A 16,203-nucleotide genomic window follows, 5' to 3' on the forward strand; every position below is an offset into this window, starting at 1 on the left:
AGGGTCACACGTTGGTAGACGGCTGGTCAACAAGTGCCGCGCGGGGGATTGACGGTCTTGCTGACGCGCAGTCTCATAAGGAGTGACCGCCGGTAACACAATGAGCGAGGTGTCCGAAGTCATGACGACGGTGACCGATCGAGCAGTGCCCGGGGACGCCCTCGGTCCGCTCAAGGACCGCGAGCAGATCGCCGCGCGACTGCTCGAATCCTCGGCAAAGCACTCCTTCGACCCCGACAAGGAGCTGGACTGGGACGCCCCGATGGCCGAGGGCAAGTACTACTGGCCACCCGAGCTGCTCTCCCTCTACGACACGCCGCTGTGGAAGAAGATGGGCGAGGAGCAGCGCATCGACCTCTCCCGGCACGAGGCGGCGGCGCTCGGCTCGCTCGGCATCTGGTTCGAGATCATCCTCATGCAGCTGCTGGTCCGGCACATCTACGACAAGTCCCTGACCAGCAATCACGTCCGTTACGCCCTCACAGAGATCGCCGACGAGTGCCGCCACTCCATGATGTTCGCCCGCATGATCCAAAAGGCCGGCGCGCCCGCGTACCCGGTCTCCCGCGTCAACCACAACCTCGCGCGGGTCCTGAAGACCGTCTCCACCACCCCCGGCTCCTTCGCCTGCACGCTCCTCGGCGAGGAGATCCTCGACTGGATGCAGCGCCTGACCTTCCCGGACGAGCGGGTCCAGCCGCTGGTCCGCGGAGTCACCCGGATCCACGTCATAGAAGAGGCCCGGCACGTCCGGTACGCCCGGGAGGAACTGCGCCGCCAGATGCTCACCGCCCCGCGCTGGGAGCAGGAACTGACCCGCGTCAGCTGCGGTGAGGCGGCCCGTGTCTTCTCGCTCGCCTTCGTCAACCCGCAGGTCTACGAGAACATGGGCCTCGACCGGCGCGAAGCCCTCGCCCAGGTCAAGGCGAGCGGTCACCGGCGCGAGGTCATGCAGACGGGCGCCAAGCGGCTCACCGACTTCCTCGATGACATCGGCGTTCTGCGCGGGGTCGGCCGCAGGCTGTGGAAGAGCTCCGGACTCCTGGCCTGAGCCCGGGCCGTTCCGGCCTTCCCCGTCCCCTCCCGTCCGTTCCTGTCCCGTCCCGTCCGTCCCCTTCCGGGGCTCCCGGCGGCTGCCTGCGGTTACCCTGCGGGCATGACCGTACGCGCCTACCGAAGGCTGAGCGTCGAGGAGCGGCGAGCCCAACTCCTCGACGCCGCCCTCTCGCTGTTCGCGCACCGGGCGCCGGAGGAGATCTCCCTGGACGATGTCGCGGAGGCCGCCGGGGTCTCGCGTCCGCTCGTCTACCGCTACTTCCCCGGCGGCAAGCAGCAGCTGTACGAGGCGGCCCTGCGCTCCGCGGCGGACGTCCTCGAACTGTGCTTCGCCGAGCCCCAGGAAGGCCCCCTCACCAGGCGGCTTTCCCGGGCCCTGGACCGCTACCTCGCCTTCGTCGACGAACACGACGCCGGTTTCGCGGCCCTCCTCCAGGGCGGCAGCGTCGTAGAAACCTCCCGCACGACGGCGACCGTGGACGGCATCCGCCGGGCGGCCGCGCAGCAGATCCTCGTCCACCTGGCAGTCCCGGCGCCGGGGCCGCGGCTGCGCATGATGGTCCGGACCTGGATCACGGCGGTCGAGGGCGCCTCCCTCATCTGGATCGACGAGGGCAAGCAGCCGGGCGTGGACGAACTCCGGGACTGGCTGGTGGACCAGTTCATCGCCCTCCTCGCCGCGACGGCGGCGACGGACGCGCAGACGGCGGCCGCCGCGCGGGCGGCGCTGGCCCTGGAACCGGCGGACGGCCCGGTCGGCGTGCTGGCCCGGCGCGTGATCCCGGTGGTCTCCGCGGCGGCCCACCTGCTGTGACACTGGGACACTGGTGCGGTGAGAAGCCAACCGACCCCCTTCGAGGGCGGCCCGATGGACGGCCGGGTCCTCCCCGTCCTCCTCGGCCTGACCGGTCATCCGCCGAAGTGGTACGAGATCCCCGTGCCGGCGCCCGACGGCGGCCCCCCGACGGTGCTCCTCTACGAACGCGTTCCGTCGGGCTACACCAAGCGGCTGGGGCTCCAGAGGGGCTGGAAGTACACCTACGCCCCGTCGGCCGAGAAGCCGAAGATCCGCTGGCCGTGGTCGAAACCCCCACGCGCCTGAGGCGCTGTGGCCGGCGGCCTCGTGCGGGTCGGCGGTCCCGTGCGGGTCGGGCGGCCTCGTGTGGGTCGTGCGGCCGCGTGCGGGTCGGGCGGGGTCAGCCTTCCGTACGCCCGCGGCGCAGCATCGCGTAGCCGAGCCCGGCGGCGCCGAGCGCCGCGATACCGCCGCCCGCGGCCAGCAGCAGCCCGCCCTCGCCCGGCCCGCCGGCCAGCGTGATCGGGTGCGGCGCGTCGGCGGGGCCGCCGGCCAGGGAACCGCTGCGGGCGGCGCCGCTGCCCGTACCCGCCCCGGTACCCGTACTGCCACTCGTACGCTCAGCGGAGGCGTGGACGAGCTGCCCGCTCCGCGTGCCCGTCTTGTACCCGTCGCCCTCGACGGCGTGGCCGCCGCCCTGCGCGGCAGGGTCACCCACCCAGGACGTCAGCCGCCCGTCCGGACGCAGTGCCGCGTGCAGGGCGCCGGCCGATCCGACGGCGGTGACGCCGTCACGGCTGGTCAGGGTGGCCGCCTTGTGGCCGTCGGCGGTCAGGATGTCGGCCCGATGGGCGTTGGCGGCGATGCGGTAGACCTTCGCCGTGGAGAGGCCGTCCGCGAGGGAGAGGGTCTTGACCAAGGTCCGCTGCGGGCCCGCCGAGTGCGCGGCCGAGGCGGCCGGCAACCCCTCGGCGAGGGCGGCGGCGGTGGGCAGGGCCAGCACGGCAGCGGCGCACGCGGTCACGGCGGCGGCGCGGACGACAGTGCGGCTGCGGCTGACGGTACTCACGGCGATCCTTCGGTGCTGCTGGTCGGGAGCCGGCACATCCAACGTGCCCGGGGGACCAACGTAGGCGCCGGCCGTTGCGGCCGGGCGCTGATCTTGTAACAGCGAGGTCGCAGGGTCCCGTCGGAGTCGTTACACAACCGGGGGATTGCCGCACGCCGCCCCGGCTGCTCCCATGGACGTCGGGGGTGAGGCGGATGGGCGGACTCAGAGTGGCCCCGGGGGGCCGGCCCGGCCGCGGCCGACTGTATGTCAGCCTGCCCGACGGACAGGCGGTGGGCTGGTACGACCGGCAGACGAACCGCGTCAGCGTTCTGGCGGACGACCACCGCGAGGCGATCCTGACCGCCCTGCGTCCCTACCTCACCGGGAACGTTTCGATCGGCCCGCCCCCGGTCCCTACGGCGGCGGACCTGATACGCCTCGCCCTTCCCCCCGACTGCGACCTGGCCCCGAACCGGCCGGGCGAGGCCCTGTGCGGCGAGCTGGAGCACGGGTCGGCGGGCGCGCGCTCCCGCCACCGCCTGCGCCAGGACCTCGCGGCGCAGCAGCGGGTGGGCGAGGCCTTCGACGCCCTGGAAGCGGGTGGCTGGCGGACCCTGCACTGCGTCCCGCTCCCGGGCATGGGCCGCATCGACCACCTGCTCATCGGCCCCGCCGGGGTCTTCTGCGTCCGTACGGTCCCGGGCCGCCGTCAGCGCGTGGCGGTCGGCGATCTCCTGCTCACGGTCGGCCGCGCCGCACCCCGCCCGGACCCCCGCTGGACCCGCCGCGCAGCGGCCCGCGCGGCCCTCGTCCTGGGGGCCCGCGTCGCCCCGGCCCTGGCCCTGGCCGACGCCTCCCGCATCGACGTGGCCCCCTCCCTCCGCGACATCCTCATCCTCCAACCCCCGCCCACCGCCTCCGACTTCCCCCCGCCCCGCACGCCGCTCACCCCGTCCGACATAGAAGCCCTCTTCACCCTGGCCCGCGACACCCGCACCTGGACCTAGCTCCTGCCGGATCGCCTCGGCCGCGGCCTTCTTGTCACCTGCCGAAGTTTTCAGATCGGGCTCGCCCCCGCTACCGCCCCCGCCGCCGTCGGACTGGTCGAGGCGCATCCTGGCCTGGTCGGCCCTGATCCGTGACCACTCCGCGTCGAATGACATGTCCAACCCGGTGATCTTTAGTTCCGGCTCGGGGAGCCTACCGATCCGACCGGCCTCCCGGCCCTCAGGGCCTTGGCCAGGTGGCGGGATTCGGTCACGGCGAGGGCGCCCCCACTGACGCGCAGCCCGGCGTCAGCCAGCAGCACTCGCCGAGTGTCGCGGTCCCTGCCCTCGGCTTAGCCTGAGGGTCCCGAGATAAGGAGCGCGGCATGAGGGCGACCTGGAAAGGAGCCATCTCGTTCGGGCTGGTCACGATCCCGGTCCAGCTCTTCACGGCCACGGAGGAGCACGACATCCCGCTTCGCCAGGTGCACGAGAAGGACGGCTCCCGGGTGCGGCTGCGGCGGGTATGCGAGGCCGAGGACGTGGAGATTCCGTACCACGAGATCACCAAGGGTTACGAGGCCCCGGACGGCAGCATGATCAAGCTGTCCGACGAAGACCTCGCCGACCTTCCCCTTCCCAGCAAGAAGCTCATCGACGTGCTGGCCTTCGTAGACGCCGGGACCATCGACCCGCTGATGTTCTCCAAGGCCTACTACGTCGGCACCTCCGATCGTGCGGCTGCCAAGCCCTACGCCCTGCTCAAGCAGGCCCTCACCGAGGCCGGGCAGATCGCCGTCACGAAGATCGCCATCCGGTCGAGGGAGTCGCTGGCCGTGCTCCGAGTGCACGAGGACACGCTGGTGCTGCAGACGTGCCTGTGGCCCGACGAGGTCCGGCCCGCCGCCGGCGTCGCGCCGGAGGGGGACGTCAGCATCCGGCCCCAGGAACTGCAGATGGCCAGGTCCCTCATGGACATGCTGTCCCAGGACTTCGACCTGTCCGCGCTCCATGACGAGTACCAGGAAGCCCTCCAGCAAGTGATCGAGGCCCGGCTCCAGGGTGTGGAGATTCCGCACGAGGAAGAAGCCGCCCCGCAGGGCGGCAAGGTCATCGACCTCATGGCTGCCCTGGAGAACAGCGTCCGCGCGGCCAAGGAGTCGCGCGGGGAGCGCGGTGCGGCCGGGGAGGCGGAGGCCGAGGAAACGGAGGCCGAGGTCCGGACGCTGCCTGCCCGCAGGACCGCGAAGAAGGCCCCGGCGAAAAAGGCGGCACCCGCCAGGAAGGCAACGGGCTCCGGGGCGAAGAAGTCCGCCGCGACACCGAAGGAAGCGGGCGGGAAGAAGAGCACCTCCGCCACGAAGAGCACGGCCGGCGCCCCTACGAAGAGCACGGCCAAGGCCGCCAAGAAGAGCACGGGCGAGACCAGCACGAAGAAGGCCGCCGCGAAGAAGAGCGCTGCGAAGAAGACCAGCAAGCGGGCCTCCGCCTGAATCCGGCCCCACTGCCGCCACATCCGCCGCGACGCACCGCACGCTCACCCGATCGGCTCTGAGCCGCGCCGACTCCCAGCAGATCAGTGCGCGAGAACCTCTGCCCCCAGAGAGCAGACGTCCGTGAGGTGGATCTGGCGGAAGGAGATCGCCCGATTCCAGACGGACCGCACGGCTCCTCCCGTTTCGTGGCAACCTCATCGTATGACGCCGATCACAGTGGTGGAGGGCCGTCGCATCGCGCTCAGCAACCTCGACAAGGTGCTGTACCCGGAGACCGGCTTCACCAAGGGCGAGGTGCTGCACTACTACGCCACCGTCGCGGGTTCCCTCCTCGCCCACATCCACGACCGCCCGGTGTCCTTCCTGCGCTATCCCGACGGTCCGGACGGCCAGCTCTTCTTCACCAAGAATCCGCCGCCCGGCACCCCCGACTGGGTGAAGACCGCCCCGGTGCCCCACTCCGAGGACCCCTCCGCCCGCCAGGTGGTCGTCGCGGACCTGGCCACGCTGATGTGGTCCGCCAACCTCGTCGTGGAGTTCCACACCCCCCAGTGGCCGTGCGACGCACCCGCCGTCGCCGACCGGCTGATCCTCGACCTCGACCCCGGCCCGCCCGCCACCATCGTCGAGTGCTGCGCGGCCGCGCTCTGGCTGCGCGAGCGCCTCGCCGCCGACGGCCTCGACGCGTACGCCAAGACCTCCGGCTCCAAGGGCATGCACCTGTCGGTGCCGCTGGAGCCGACCCCGTCCGAGCGGGTGTCGGCGTACGCGAAGGTCCTCGCGCAGGAGGCCGAGCGCGAGCTCTCCGGCCTCGTCGTCCACCGCATGGCTAAGGCACTGCGGCCCGGCAAGGTCTTCGTCGACCACAGCCAGAACTCCGCCGCCAAGACCACAGCCGCCCCCTACACCCTGCGCGCCCGCGCCCGGCCGACCGTGTCCGCGCCCGTCTCCTGGGAGGAGGTCGAGGCCTGCCGTGCCCCCGGTGACCTGGTCTTCCTCGCCGACGACATCGCGCCGCGGCTGGACCGCGACGGCGATCTCTTCGCCCCGCTGGTCGACCCGGACCGCGCCGGGAAACTCCCCGAGGGGCGAGGAGCCCGACCGTGATCCGCGTCGCGCTGGCCGCCTCCGTAAGCACCCTGCCGCGCGGCGCGGGGCTCGCGTACGAGCCGAAGTTCGACGGCCACCGGGTCGTGGTGGTGCGTACGGAGGCCGACGTGGAGCTCCAGGCACGCTCCGGCCGGATCGTGACGAGCGCCTTCCCCGACCTCACCGCCGCCGCGCAGCGGTTGCCCGCCGGGACGGTGCTGGACGGCGAGGTCGTGGTCTGGCACGAGGGCCGTACGGAATTCGCGCTGGTGCAGCGGCGGGCGGCGGCCACGGTGGCACGGGCCGCCGTACTGGCGCGCAGCCTGCCGGCCTCGTACGCGGCGTTCGACGTGCTGGAGCTCGGCGGCCTGGACGTGCGGGGCCGCCCGTACGAACGGCGGCGGGCGCTCCTTGTGGAGCTGCTGCTTCCGCTCGGCCCCCCGCTCCAGCCGGTCCCGATGACCACCGACCCGGAACTGGCCGCGACCTGGTACGAGACCCTGCCGGCCAGCGGCATCGAGGGCCTGGTCGTCAAACGGCTGGACCAGGCCTATCCGGCGGGGCGGCGCGGCTGGCAGAAGCTGCGGCACACGGACGTACGGGACGCGGCGGTGGTCGGCTACACCGGGACCCCGCGGCGCCCTGCGGCGCTGGTGCTGGTGCTGCCGGTCGGGGACGAGACGCCGCTGCTGTCGAGCCCGCTGACGTCGGCCCTGCGTACGGAGGTGGCGCAGGCGGTGGCCGCCCGCACGGCGGCGGCTCCGGCCACCGCAACCGGCACCGGGACGGCGACCGGCGCCGGGACCGGCACCATCAATGCGATCGGGCTGGGTGAGGTGCCGTACCGGCCGCTCGACCCGCCGCTCACGGCGGAGGTCCGGCACACCTCGGCGCGCCACCCGCCGCCGGAGGTGCTCAGGCTGCGCACTGACCTGTGACCCGGCCTCCGGCTTACCGGTGGCGGACCTCCGACCTCCGACAGACCTCCGACAGACCTCTGACCCGTGCGGGAGGCGCGGGTCAGAGGAGTGGTCGTGAGGGCGGGGGCCGGGGTCTCCGAGTGTGGCGGGGCGGCAGCGTCAGCTGTGCGCGCCGCGTCCCGCTTCCGGGGGACCGCCGGGCTGCGCCCGCGGATAGGTCGCGTCCGGACCGGGGTGCTCGTACCCGGACTCGCGCTCCTTCCGGACGTCGTCCGGATGGCTGGAGGTGGTGGAGCCGAAGTTCCCGAAGCCCTGCATCTCGTGCGGGCGCAGGCCGCCCTTGGGGATCTCCACCGAGTCCCGTTCCTCACGGACCTCGTAGACCGGGCCGCCGTCCGGCAGGTGCGGCTGCGTCTCCGGAGCGGGCGGTGCGGGTTCCTTCGCCCGGATCCGCTTGCCCAACCAGAACATACCGAGCAGGAAGCCGACCACAGCCAGCCCGACGAGCGCGAATCCCATGTGCCAGGACGTGTCCATACAGACCACTTTCCCGCACTTTCATGCGGTATGCGCGCCCCTGGCCCGGCGGGTACGGCCGAGCGGGGGAAGCGGGCCGCTTCGATCGCCGCCGGGCCTGCCTCGTAGAGCGTGCCCAGCCGGGCGCGCCCCACGCGCCCGGTCACCCGGCGCCACCCGTCACTACCCGGACACCCGGCGCCACCCGGCCGCCCGCACCATCCGGCCGCCGCGCCCCGCCCCGGACCCACCGCCGAGCGGGCACAGTGCCGGAGCCCGGGGTCGGACCCGGAGCCCGGTCAGCGCCGCGGCCCGCGGCCCGGAGGCCGGACCCCGCATCCCCGACGCGGGACCTATCCCCTCAACGGCCCGTCGGAGTCGCGCAGCGTCCCCGCCTCACGCCCGCCCAGCACCGCGATGATCTCCGCGCAGATCGCCAGCGCCGTCTCCGCCGGGGTCCGCGCGCCGATGTCCAGGCCGATCGGGCCGTGCACCCGCGCCAGTTCCGCCTCGCTCACCCCGGCGGCGATCAGGCCGTCGCGCCGCCGGGCGGTCGTCTTCCGCGAGCCCAGCGCACCGACGTACGGGATCCCCTCGGCCAGAGCGACCCGCAGCGCGGGCACGTCGAACGCGGGTTCATGACTCAGCATGACGAGGCACGCCGCGTCCCGCCGGCTCCGGATCAGCTTCTCGGCGTCCTCGCCGCTCTCCAGGGCGACGGCCTGCCACCCCAGGAGGCCGGCCTGCCGCTCGATGATCTCCGCCAGCTCGCCGTGGCCGCCGATGACGAGAAAGGGGGCGGACGGATACGCCTCGACGAGCACCAGCCCGGATTCCCCGTACAGCGCGTCGCGCCCGGGCCGCCGGGTAGCCAGCAGCTCGCCGGTCCGTCGCTCGGCGTCGTCGCGCGGGGCGTCGGCCGCCCGTACGACCTCACTCACCGCCCGGTCGGCGGCCTCGTTCAGCCGGGTCACCAGCGCCACCCCGGCGCCCTGGCCGAGCAGCTCCCACCACGAACCCGGCACCGACGCCAGCGGCTGGATCAGCACCTCCGCCTGCCCACCGCACGTCAGCTTCGCAGCCACGGCCTCGGCTCCGCGCACCGACACCTCGCACACCCGCGCCGTATCCCCGGAGGCCATGGCCCCGGCCTCGGCGACCAGCTCGGCGTCGAAGACCCCTCGGTACAGGGACCCGACACACTCGCCCCGCGCGTCCACGAGCACGGCCCCGGCCGGATCCCGCGGCCCGAACCCCTGCTCGGTCACGGGCCGCGCCAGATACGCAGCCCGCCCCTCGGCCACCCACTGCTGCGCCGTCTCCACCAGCTCACGCATCGCGCCGCCCATCCCCATACGAGTTCTCCCCGCAAAGCACCAGGTCACAGGCGCGATGCGGCCTCAGAACCACCCTACGCACGCCCCACCGCCCTCCCCACCCCCCAAAACCCACAGACCCACCCCCACCCCCCTCGTACGGACCCACCGGAACCGCGTTCCCCCCTCCCCACCCTTGACGCCGCCCCTCCCGGGTCCTGTACGTCCCGTTCCTCCCCGGCAGTCGAGCAAGCGCCACTACGCTGGGCGGGTGAACTCGCGCAACGCCCTGGAGAAGTGGCTCAGCCAACTGCCCGAACACCAGCTGGCGGCCCTCTTGGAGGAACGTGACCTCCCCCTCGCGGCCGGCTACACCCGCATCACCACATCCCGTCAGCTGGCCGAGCATCTGCTCACGGACGAATCGGTGGCACGCGGACTGACCGCCGGGACCGCCGGGGAGATGGAGCTACTGGCCTCGGTCGCGGCACTCGCCCTCGAACGGCACGGCCCCGTCGCCGCCGAGGCCGCGCCCCGCCCCTCGTACGCCTGGCGCCCCGCGCCGCCGCCGACCGCGCCCGTAGAGCCGTCGGAGCGGCTGGTGACCGAGAAGGACGTACTGGCCTGGTTCGCCGCCGGCGGCCCGCGCGATCAGGCAGCCGCCGTACTCGACCGGCTGCGCGCACGCGCACTGCTCCTGCCCGCCCCCCGGGGCCAGTTGGCGCTGCCGCCGCTCCTGCACGTCCAGGCGGCGGGTCTCGACGGCTACGGCCGCCCGGCGGACCGGCTGCTGTCCACCGCGTACAACGCCCCCGAGGTCAAGCGGATCGCCACCGTTCTCTTCGGCGAGAGCGCGGCGCGCACCACCCGCCCCGAGGCCCAGGCCCGCATCGTGGCCCTCCTTACAGACCCAGCTCAGGTCCGAGCCCTGGTGGACCAGGCCCCGCCCCGGGCGGCCGAACTGCTGGACCACCTCGTTTCCGGCCCGCCGCTCATCCGCACCCACTGCTTCGTCACCCGGTACGGCGAGTACGCCGGCCCCGACGCCAAGTACACGTTCCGGGACGGCGGCAGCGGCGACGAGGGCACCGACTGGCTCGCCGCGCGCGCCCTGCTCCTGCCCGCCGGGCCGGACCTTGCCGAGATGCCGTACGGGGTGGCCCGCGCTCTGCGCGACGGCCGCGGCTTGCCCTGCCCCCGCCTGGAGCCAGACCCCCTTACCCACACCGTTCCCCTGCCGCGCGGCTGGGAGAGTCAGGGGAGCGCCGCCGCCGGAGCGGCGGCCTGGCGTGCGGAGCTGATCCTGAGAGCACTCGCGACGCAGCCGGTCGCGGTACGCAAGGCGGGCGGCATCGCCGTACGCGAGACCCGGCGCCTGGCCAAGGCGGCCGGCGCGAGCGAGGCGGACACCCGCCTGTGGCTGGACCTCGCCGTCAACGCGGGCCTGGCCGCCCCGCAGGCCGACGAGCCCGACCCGCGCGGCCGCCGTGGACGCCCGACCACACCCAAGCCCTCGGCCCGGCTGCTCCCGAGCGACCGCTACGACCGGTGGTCCGTGGCGCCGGCCGCAGGCAAGCTCCTGCCCCTGCTGGCGGCCTGGGCGGTCGTACCGGAGGTCCTCACCCACTGGCCGGACGAGGCGGAGACCCCGGTGGCGCTGATCAGCCCGCAGGACGAGTACGCCGTACCGCTGCGCCGCGGAGTACTGCGCGCGCTCGCCGCCCTGCCACCGGGCCACGGCCTGGCGGGCACCACGGACTCGTACACCGAACTGCTGGAGCGGGCGGCCTGGTACCAGCCGCTACTGCGCGCCCTCCTCGCGAGCGACGGTACGGGACTCCTCCTGGGCGACGACGAGCTCACGGGCCGCCTCCGAACCACCCTGGAAGAGGCCCAACTGCTCGGCCTGGTGGCCCACGGCGCCCTCACCACGGCCGGACACGCGGTCAGCGCCCTGCTGGAGGCGGGCGCGGCCCACCACTACCCCGCCGTACCCGGCGCGGGCGCCGACCCCACGGCCCTCGGCGCCGACTCCCTGGGCGAGGACCTGACCGCCCGCCCGGCGCTGGCGGGGGCGATTGCGGGGCTCCGCACCACCCTGCATGCCATGCTCCCCGCGCCCAGCACGACGGCCCGTTTCCAGGCGGACCTGACGGCGACGGTCACCGGAGCCCCCGCCCCGGCGCTGGCCGAACTCCTCTCGGCGGTCGGCGACATCGAATCCGAAGGCCACGCCGTGGTCTGGCGGATCAGTGCCACCTCCCTGCGTCGCGCCCTGGACGCGGGCTGGAGCGCGGACGAGCTCTTGGACCGCCTGACAGCAGCCAATGAAGGAGAGCTCCCGCAGCCCCTCGCCTACACGATCAAGGACACGGCCCGTACGCACGGGCAACTGCGCGTGGTCCGCTCGGCCTGCTGCATCCGCTCGGACGACACAGGCCTGATCGCCGAGGTCGCCCAGGCCCGCGGCCTGGCGAAGCTGGGCCTACGCCGCATCGCCCCCACGGTCCTGATCTCCACGGCCCCGCCGGAGGAGACCCTGTCCGCTCTCCGTACCGCCGGCTACGCCCCCACGCAGGAGGCCGCCACTGGCACCACGGTCCTCGACCGCGCCCCCACGGAACGCGCCCGCAGCCTCCTCCCCACCCTGGACCAGGCCCACCGCCAGCCCGGATCGGGATCCCCCTCCAGCTCCCGCGCCCTGGCGGCCCAACTCCTGGGCGGGCGCTGACTGGTCAGCGCACGTGCGTGACGAACGCCTGCCATGCGCCGGGCCCGAACCCGACCACGGGCCCGGCCGGACGCTTGCTGTCCCGAACGGGCACGATGCCGGGAACGCCGTCGGCAACCTCGACGCAGTCGCCTTGGCCGCCGCTGTAGCTGCTGACGCGCCATGACGCTGCGGTGAGGTCGGGCGTGGGGGAGTGGGGCTGCTTCATGGTCTGTGCTCCTTGGCAACACGCTGGATCAGTGCGAGTGACTCCGTTGGCGGCAATGCTGCCATGCGCGCGTCATCGAAGAGCCCTCGGTAGCAAGCGACTTCCTGCTCTCGCTCCATCCAGATGTTGCCAGTGGGGGCCTCGGTGAGTACGAGGTCGAGCGACGCCAATTGCGGGAAGCTGAGCAGCACGTAGGGGCCAAACATGCCCGAGTGGGCGCCGCGTACGAACGGCAGCACCTGGACCGTGATGTTGGGGCGCTCCGCCATGGCCAGCAAGTGCTCCAACTGTGCGTGCATAATGTCCGGCCCGCCGACTTGCTGGCGCAGTACTCCCTCAGCAAGAACCGCCCAGAACTCGATGGGGTCCGCACCGGACAGCCGCTCCTGCCTGGCAAGCCGCACTTGGACGAACCGGTCGATCTCCTCGGCCGTCCGCCAGGCGCGCGATGCCACTGTGACTGCCCGCCCGTACTCCGGAGTCTGGAGAAGCCCAGGCATCATCTGCACCTGGTAGGTGCGGATGCTGTCGCAGATCGACTCCATCTCGATCTGGTCGCGATAAGCGTCACTGAGAACGGAGGCGTACTCGTGCCACCACCCTTCACGCCGTCGCCTGTTCGCCCTCAGGGCAAGGGAGGTCAGGCGCTCCCGCGGCTCCGCATCCGTCACCCCGTACGCCTCCATGAGCGCGACGAGATCAGGGGTGCGGACTGGGACGTGGCCGTTCTCAATGCGGCTGATCTTCCCCTTTGTGCAGTCCAGCACCTCGGCGGCGGTCGCAGTGGTGAGACCTGCGGCCTCTCGGAACCGACGTAGCTCGTCGCCGAGTTGGCGACCAAGGACGGTGGAGGGCATCACGTTTGGCATAGGTAACTCCCTACCAGAGCGGGTGGCTTGATGGCTCCCGAATGCTCGTATGGGTGAATTAAGACCGGGCTACTCATTCAACGTTGCGCCACTATCCGTTCTGCGGGCACGCTACTTGGTGTCGGTACCTGAGCCTCCGCCCGTGTGGGGGTTCCGACCTCCTGGGAGCTGTCATGGCCGCACTGATCGACGTCTCTTTCCGGCTGCCACGCCGACCCCGTAGTGCGCCCAGAGCTCGTGCCGCACTACACGCCGTGCTTGGGGACTGGGCTGCGGGGGACGACCTCCTGCACACCGCCGAACTCGTCCTCTCCGAGCTCGTGACGAACGCCCTGCACGCACCGGCGCCCAGCGACCGCCAGGTCGGTATCCGCATCGCGCACTCCTCGGCCGACGGACTGCTCCGCCTGGAGGTGAGCGACGCGGGTGCCGGCCGGCCGGAGCTAAGGCATCCCGAACCGGACGCCGAGCACGGCCGGGGGCTACAGCTCGTGGACGCCCTCAGCCACCGCTGGGGCGTCAGCCCCCGCGCGGGCGGCATCGGCAAGACCGTCTGGTCGGAGCTGAAGGCCCCGGACCTCCTTCCCGCACCGTCAACGAGGCAGGTCGCGGCGATCACGGTCCGTCCCGGCCAACACATCCGTGTCTGGGGCGCCTGGCGCGAAGTCCGCAACGTGCGGACGGCGCGCCACACCACTGGCGCCCTGTCGGTCGTCCTCGGCCTGGACGAAGGGCCGCCCCTCCACGTGCCCGCTGCGGAACCGCTGTCCGTACGAGGGCTGCCGTAAGGAAACGCGCGTTGCGAGTGCCGAGTCCCGTGTACACCCAGGCCTTGCACTCACTCCCCGCAGGCAAGGAGACGACACCATGGCGGACCCGGCGCGGACACCTGCGCGAGGCCGCCGAGCAGATCGAACAGGCCACCGGCATGCGTGTGGAGATCATCGGGAGGCACCCTCATGATGTCTCCGAGCCCGAGCCCGAGCCCGAGCCCGAGCCCGAGCGGCAAGCACGCGGGGACGGTCATCGACCTGCGCGACGCGATCCGCCCCCTGGCCTTGCCGCCGCGTACGAGGCGCACGAGAACGTGTCCGTCCCGATGCCCGGCGATCGGACCAATACGCGACCCCGGAACTGACCACCAGGCCACGCGCCTTCCAGGAGGAGGACGCCTGGCTGCTGGACGGGACGCCGTCTCTCTCGCCGTGGCGGGATCTCGCGGAACGAGCGGATCAATCCCGACCCTCCATGTGTGGCCCACACGCCCCTCACACGGGACCAGCGCGTAACAACGACAAAGGCCCGGACTCAGCGGGACTGAGTTCGGGCCTTCATGCTTGGCACTTCAGCTGGTCAGCGGCGTGATCGCGCTGTCTCTGCTGGAGTGCCCCCGGCAGGATTCGAACCTGCGCACACGGCTCCGGAGGCCGTTGCTCTATCCCCTGAGCTACGGGGGCGCGGTCGCTGGTGTTGCTGCGACGGGTTGAACACTACCAGCTCTCGCGGGGTGATCAGGAACCGGTTTGCGGGGGAGGGAGGGGTGCGTCGCCCGCAGGGGGTGGAAGTGGCGAAAAGCCGGACGCGGGGGCACGGCTCGACCTACTCTCGAGTTGTGCCAGGCGTCTCGGGCCGGGTGCTTGTTGTCGACGACAACAAGGTCATCCGGCAGCTGATCAGGGTCAATCTCGAACTGGAGGGCTTCGAGGTCGTGACCGCGAACGATGGTGCCGAGTGCCTGGACGTCGTGCATCGGGTGTGCCCCGATGTGATCACGCTCGATGTGGTCATGCCTCGGCTGAACGGCTTCGGGACCGCCGCGCGGCTGCGGGCCGATCCGCGGACCAGAGACGTGCCCGTGGCCATCGTGAGCGCCTGTACGCAGTACGAGGCCGAGCTCGCGGCCGGGGTCGATGCCTTCGTCGCCAAGCCCTTCGAGCCCGCCGAGCTGGTACGGGTCGTCCGCGGGCTGATGGACCGCAAGGACCGGCGCGAGCGGGAAGGGACCCCCGCCGGGCGGGGGAGGGGTTGAGTCCCGCCCACCTGTCCGGTCAGTCCGTTCACGCGATCACGTCCCGTCCCTGATCGCGGGGGCGGCGGCGGGTCTGTTCACATGGCGAAACCGTTCGCGTGACCCGGGGGCTTCTCCCCTAGGCTGGTTCCCGTGACCCCCGCTGACCTCTCCCGTACCGTCGTGCACGCCGTGCGCCGCGCCGTCGAGGACGGGGAGCTGCCCGCCTCGGCGACCGTGCCCGAGCGGGTCGTCGTCGAGCGGACCCGGCCCGGGGGAGTGGGGGAGTACGCCACCCCCGTGGCCTTCCAGCTCGCCAAGAGCGCCGGCGGCCGGGCGCCCGCCGAGGTCGCCCGCGTGCTGGCCCGCCGGCTGGCCGGCGTGTCCGGGATCGCCCGCGTCGAGATCACCGGTGCGGGTTTCGTCAATTTCTCCCTGCCGCCCCTGTCGGCCGCCGAGCTCGTACGGGAGGTGCACGCACGCCGCCCCGCCGCCGAAGCCGCCCGCCCCGCTGCCGAAGCCGACCGCCCCACCGCCCGGCCCGCCGGCCCGCCGCCCGGCCTGCGCGAGCGCGCCGTGTACGAGGCCGTCGTCCGCATCCGGCGCGGCCAGGGCCTCGACGCCCCCGCGCCCCCGCCCCACACCCCTGTCGCCCCCGTCGCCAAGCGCGACGGTGACGTGATCGCGCGGTACGGGGCCGACGCCGCCCGCTGGGCCATGCTCACCGTCCCCGCCCGCGAGACGCCCGGCTTCTGCGACCGGCTGCTCGTCCAGGGCGAGGACAACGAGTTCTTCCGCGTCCGGTACGCCCGCACCCGCGCCTCGGCCCTGACCGCCAACGCCGCCCGGCTCGGCTTCGCCGCCCAGCCGGCGGACCTCGCCGACGAGCCCGCGCCCCCGCTGCTGCGCGTCCTCGCCGACCATTCCCTCGCCCTCGAAGCCGCCGCCCACCACCGGGCGCCCGAGCGGCTCGCCAGGCAGCTCGTCGAGGTGGCCGACGCGCTGCTGGACTTCCATTACCGCGTCCTGCCCCAGGGGGACGAGAAACCCTCGGCCGCCCATCGCGCCCGGCTGGCTCTTGCCGAAGCCGCCGGGACGGTGCTGGCCGGCGGCCTGTCCATGCTCGGCATAGACGCACCGACACGCCTGTGACCCGCGAAG

Annotated in this window: 16 protein-coding genes and 1 tRNA gene; 11 read left to right on the top strand and 6 right to left on the bottom strand. The window is 72.7% G+C overall.

Annotation, left to right across the window (positions count from 1 at the left end; all coding sequences use genetic code 11):
* Positions 1-100 precede the first annotated feature (100 nt).
* From ACWDX7_RS11520 to ACWDX7_RS11530, 3 genes are all read left to right on the top strand, one after another.
* A complete protein-coding gene (locus ACWDX7_RS11520; RefSeq protein WP_451750271.1) occupies positions 101-1,051 on the top strand; it encodes an AurF N-oxygenase family protein in 951 nt (316 codons plus the stop codon).
* A gap of 105 nt (positions 1,052-1,156) precedes the next feature.
* Positions 1,157-1,870, top strand: coding sequence for a TetR/AcrR family transcriptional regulator (locus tag ACWDX7_RS11525; protein ID WP_451491308.1), 714 nt, complete (start codon positions 1,157-1,159; stop codon positions 1,868-1,870).
* A gap of 18 nt (positions 1,871-1,888) precedes the next feature.
* Complete coding sequence (locus ACWDX7_RS11530; RefSeq protein WP_451491307.1) at positions 1,889-2,158, top strand: hypothetical protein; 270 nt, start codon at positions 1,889-1,891, stop codon at positions 2,156-2,158.
* A 94-nt stretch (positions 2,159-2,252) separates the two neighbouring features.
* Here the strand turns inward: ACWDX7_RS11530 and ACWDX7_RS11535 are convergent, their stop codons facing one another.
* On the bottom strand, positions 2,253-2,921 hold the full coding sequence (locus ACWDX7_RS11535; protein ID WP_451491306.1) for a hypothetical protein: 669 nt from the start codon (positions 2,919-2,921) through the stop codon (positions 2,253-2,255).
* Positions 2,922-3,115: 194 nt separating this feature from the next.
* Between ACWDX7_RS11535 and ACWDX7_RS11540 the strand changes: the two genes are divergently transcribed.
* The 4 genes from ACWDX7_RS11540 (at position 3,116) to ACWDX7_RS11555 (ending at position 7,412) form a co-directional block, all read left to right on the top strand.
* Complete coding sequence (locus ACWDX7_RS11540) at positions 3,116-3,910, top strand: nuclease-related domain-containing protein (protein ID WP_451491305.1); 795 nt, start codon at positions 3,116-3,118, stop codon at positions 3,908-3,910.
* A 365-nt stretch (positions 3,911-4,275) separates the two neighbouring features.
* Positions 4,276-5,382, top strand: a complete 1,107-nt coding sequence (ku, locus tag ACWDX7_RS11545; protein ID WP_451491304.1) for a non-homologous end joining protein Ku — start codon at positions 4,276-4,278, stop codon at positions 5,380-5,382.
* A 204-nt stretch (positions 5,383-5,586) separates the two neighbouring features.
* Positions 5,587-6,492 carry a non-homologous end-joining DNA ligase gene (gene ligD, locus ACWDX7_RS11550; protein WP_451491303.1) on the top strand — a complete coding sequence of 302 codons (906 nt, stop codon included), beginning with the start codon at positions 5,587-5,589 and terminating at the stop codon, positions 6,490-6,492.
* Entirely contained in the window at positions 6,492-7,412 is a 921-nt protein-coding gene (locus ACWDX7_RS11555; protein WP_451491328.1) for an ATP-dependent DNA ligase, read from the top strand. Before ligD ends, ACWDX7_RS11555 begins: the two co-directional genes overlap by 1 nt.
* 141 nt (positions 7,413-7,553) lie before the next feature.
* On the opposite strand, the gene ACWDX7_RS11560 is transcribed toward ACWDX7_RS11555, so the two are convergent.
* Both ACWDX7_RS11560 and ACWDX7_RS11565 read right to left on the bottom strand, forming a co-directional pair.
* Positions 7,554-7,931: a DUF6479 family protein gene (locus ACWDX7_RS11560; RefSeq protein WP_451491302.1), complete on the bottom strand. Its 378-nt coding sequence runs from the start codon at positions 7,929-7,931 to the stop codon at positions 7,554-7,556.
* Between the two features lie 332 nt (positions 7,932-8,263).
* Complete coding sequence (locus ACWDX7_RS11565; RefSeq protein WP_451491301.1) at positions 8,264-9,265, bottom strand: XdhC family protein; 1,002 nt, start codon at positions 9,263-9,265, stop codon at positions 8,264-8,266.
* A 232-nt stretch (positions 9,266-9,497) separates the two neighbouring features.
* Here ACWDX7_RS11565 and ACWDX7_RS11570 point away from each other — a divergent pair, with 232 nt between their 5' ends.
* A complete protein-coding gene (locus tag ACWDX7_RS11570; RefSeq protein ID WP_451491300.1) occupies positions 9,498-11,957 on the top strand; it encodes a helicase-associated domain-containing protein in 2,460 nt (819 codons plus the stop codon).
* Between the two features lie 4 nt (positions 11,958-11,961).
* Here the strand turns inward: ACWDX7_RS11570 and ACWDX7_RS11575 are convergent, their stop codons facing one another.
* Complete coding sequence (locus tag ACWDX7_RS11575) at positions 11,962-12,165, bottom strand: DUF397 domain-containing protein (RefSeq protein WP_451491299.1); 204 nt, start codon at positions 12,163-12,165, stop codon at positions 11,962-11,964.
* On the bottom strand, positions 12,162-13,034 hold the full coding sequence (locus tag ACWDX7_RS11580; RefSeq protein ID WP_451491298.1) for a helix-turn-helix domain-containing protein: 873 nt from the start codon (positions 13,032-13,034) through the stop codon (positions 12,162-12,164). The genes ACWDX7_RS11575 and ACWDX7_RS11580 overlap by 4 nt, the downstream gene beginning before the upstream one ends.
* 173 nt (positions 13,035-13,207) lie before the next feature.
* On the opposite strand from ACWDX7_RS11580, the gene ACWDX7_RS11585 reads away from it, so the two are divergent.
* Positions 13,208-13,822, top strand: coding sequence for an ATP-binding protein (locus ACWDX7_RS11585; RefSeq protein ID WP_451491297.1), 615 nt, complete (start codon positions 13,208-13,210; stop codon positions 13,820-13,822).
* Between the two features lie 597 nt (positions 13,823-14,419).
* Here the strand turns inward: ACWDX7_RS11585 and ACWDX7_RS11590 are convergent.
* A tRNA-Arg gene (locus tag ACWDX7_RS11590) sits at positions 14,420-14,491 on the bottom strand.
* Positions 14,492-14,574: 83 nt separating this feature from the next.
* On the opposite strand from ACWDX7_RS11590, the gene ACWDX7_RS11595 reads away from it, so the two are divergent.
* Together ACWDX7_RS11595 and nrtL are read left to right on the top strand one after the other, a co-directional pair.
* A complete protein-coding gene (locus tag ACWDX7_RS11595) occupies positions 14,575-15,063 on the top strand; it encodes a response regulator (protein WP_451491296.1) in 489 nt (162 codons plus the stop codon).
* A gap of 132 nt (positions 15,064-15,195) precedes the next feature.
* Positions 15,196-16,194: an ArgS-related anticodon-binding protein NrtL gene (gene nrtL, locus ACWDX7_RS11600; RefSeq protein ID WP_451491295.1), complete on the top strand. Its 999-nt coding sequence runs from the start codon at positions 15,196-15,198 to the stop codon at positions 16,192-16,194.
* Positions 16,195-16,203: the final 9 nt, after the last annotated feature.

This window comes from Streptomyces sp. NPDC003034 (assembly GCF_053591375.1).

What these genes read in the sequence shown, in the direction of transcription:
- ACWDX7_RS11520 (WP_451750271.1), top strand. Translation starts at nt 101, where the DNA reads ATGAGCGAGGTGTCCGAAGTCATGACGACGGTGACCGATCGAGCAGTG.
- ACWDX7_RS11525 (WP_451491308.1), top strand. Translation starts at nt 1,157, where the DNA reads ATGACCGTACGCGCCTACCGAAGGCTGAGCGTCGAGGAGCGGCGAGCC.
- ACWDX7_RS11540 (WP_451491305.1), top strand. Translation starts at nt 3,116, where the DNA reads ATGGGCGGACTCAGAGTGGCCCCGGGGGGCCGGCCCGGCCGCGGCCGA.
- ku (WP_451491304.1), top strand. Translation starts at nt 4,276, where the DNA reads ATGAGGGCGACCTGGAAAGGAGCCATCTCGTTCGGGCTGGTCACGATC.
- ligD (WP_451491303.1), top strand. Translation starts at nt 5,587, where the DNA reads ATGACGCCGATCACAGTGGTGGAGGGCCGTCGCATCGCGCTCAGCAAC.
- ACWDX7_RS11560 (WP_451491302.1), bottom strand. Translation starts at nt 7,931, where the DNA reads ATGGACACGTCCTGGCACATGGGATTCGCGCTCGTCGGGCTGGCTGTG.
- ACWDX7_RS11565 (WP_451491301.1), bottom strand. Translation starts at nt 9,265, where the DNA reads ATGGGGATGGGCGGCGCGATGCGTGAGCTGGTGGAGACGGCGCAGCAG.
- ACWDX7_RS11575 (WP_451491299.1), bottom strand. Translation starts at nt 12,165, where the DNA reads ATGAAGCAGCCCCACTCCCCCACGCCCGACCTCACCGCAGCGTCATGG.
- ACWDX7_RS11580 (WP_451491298.1), bottom strand. Translation starts at nt 13,034, where the DNA reads ATGCCAAACGTGATGCCCTCCACCGTCCTTGGTCGCCAACTCGGCGAC.
- ACWDX7_RS11585 (WP_451491297.1), top strand. Translation starts at nt 13,208, where the DNA reads ATGGCCGCACTGATCGACGTCTCTTTCCGGCTGCCACGCCGACCCCGT.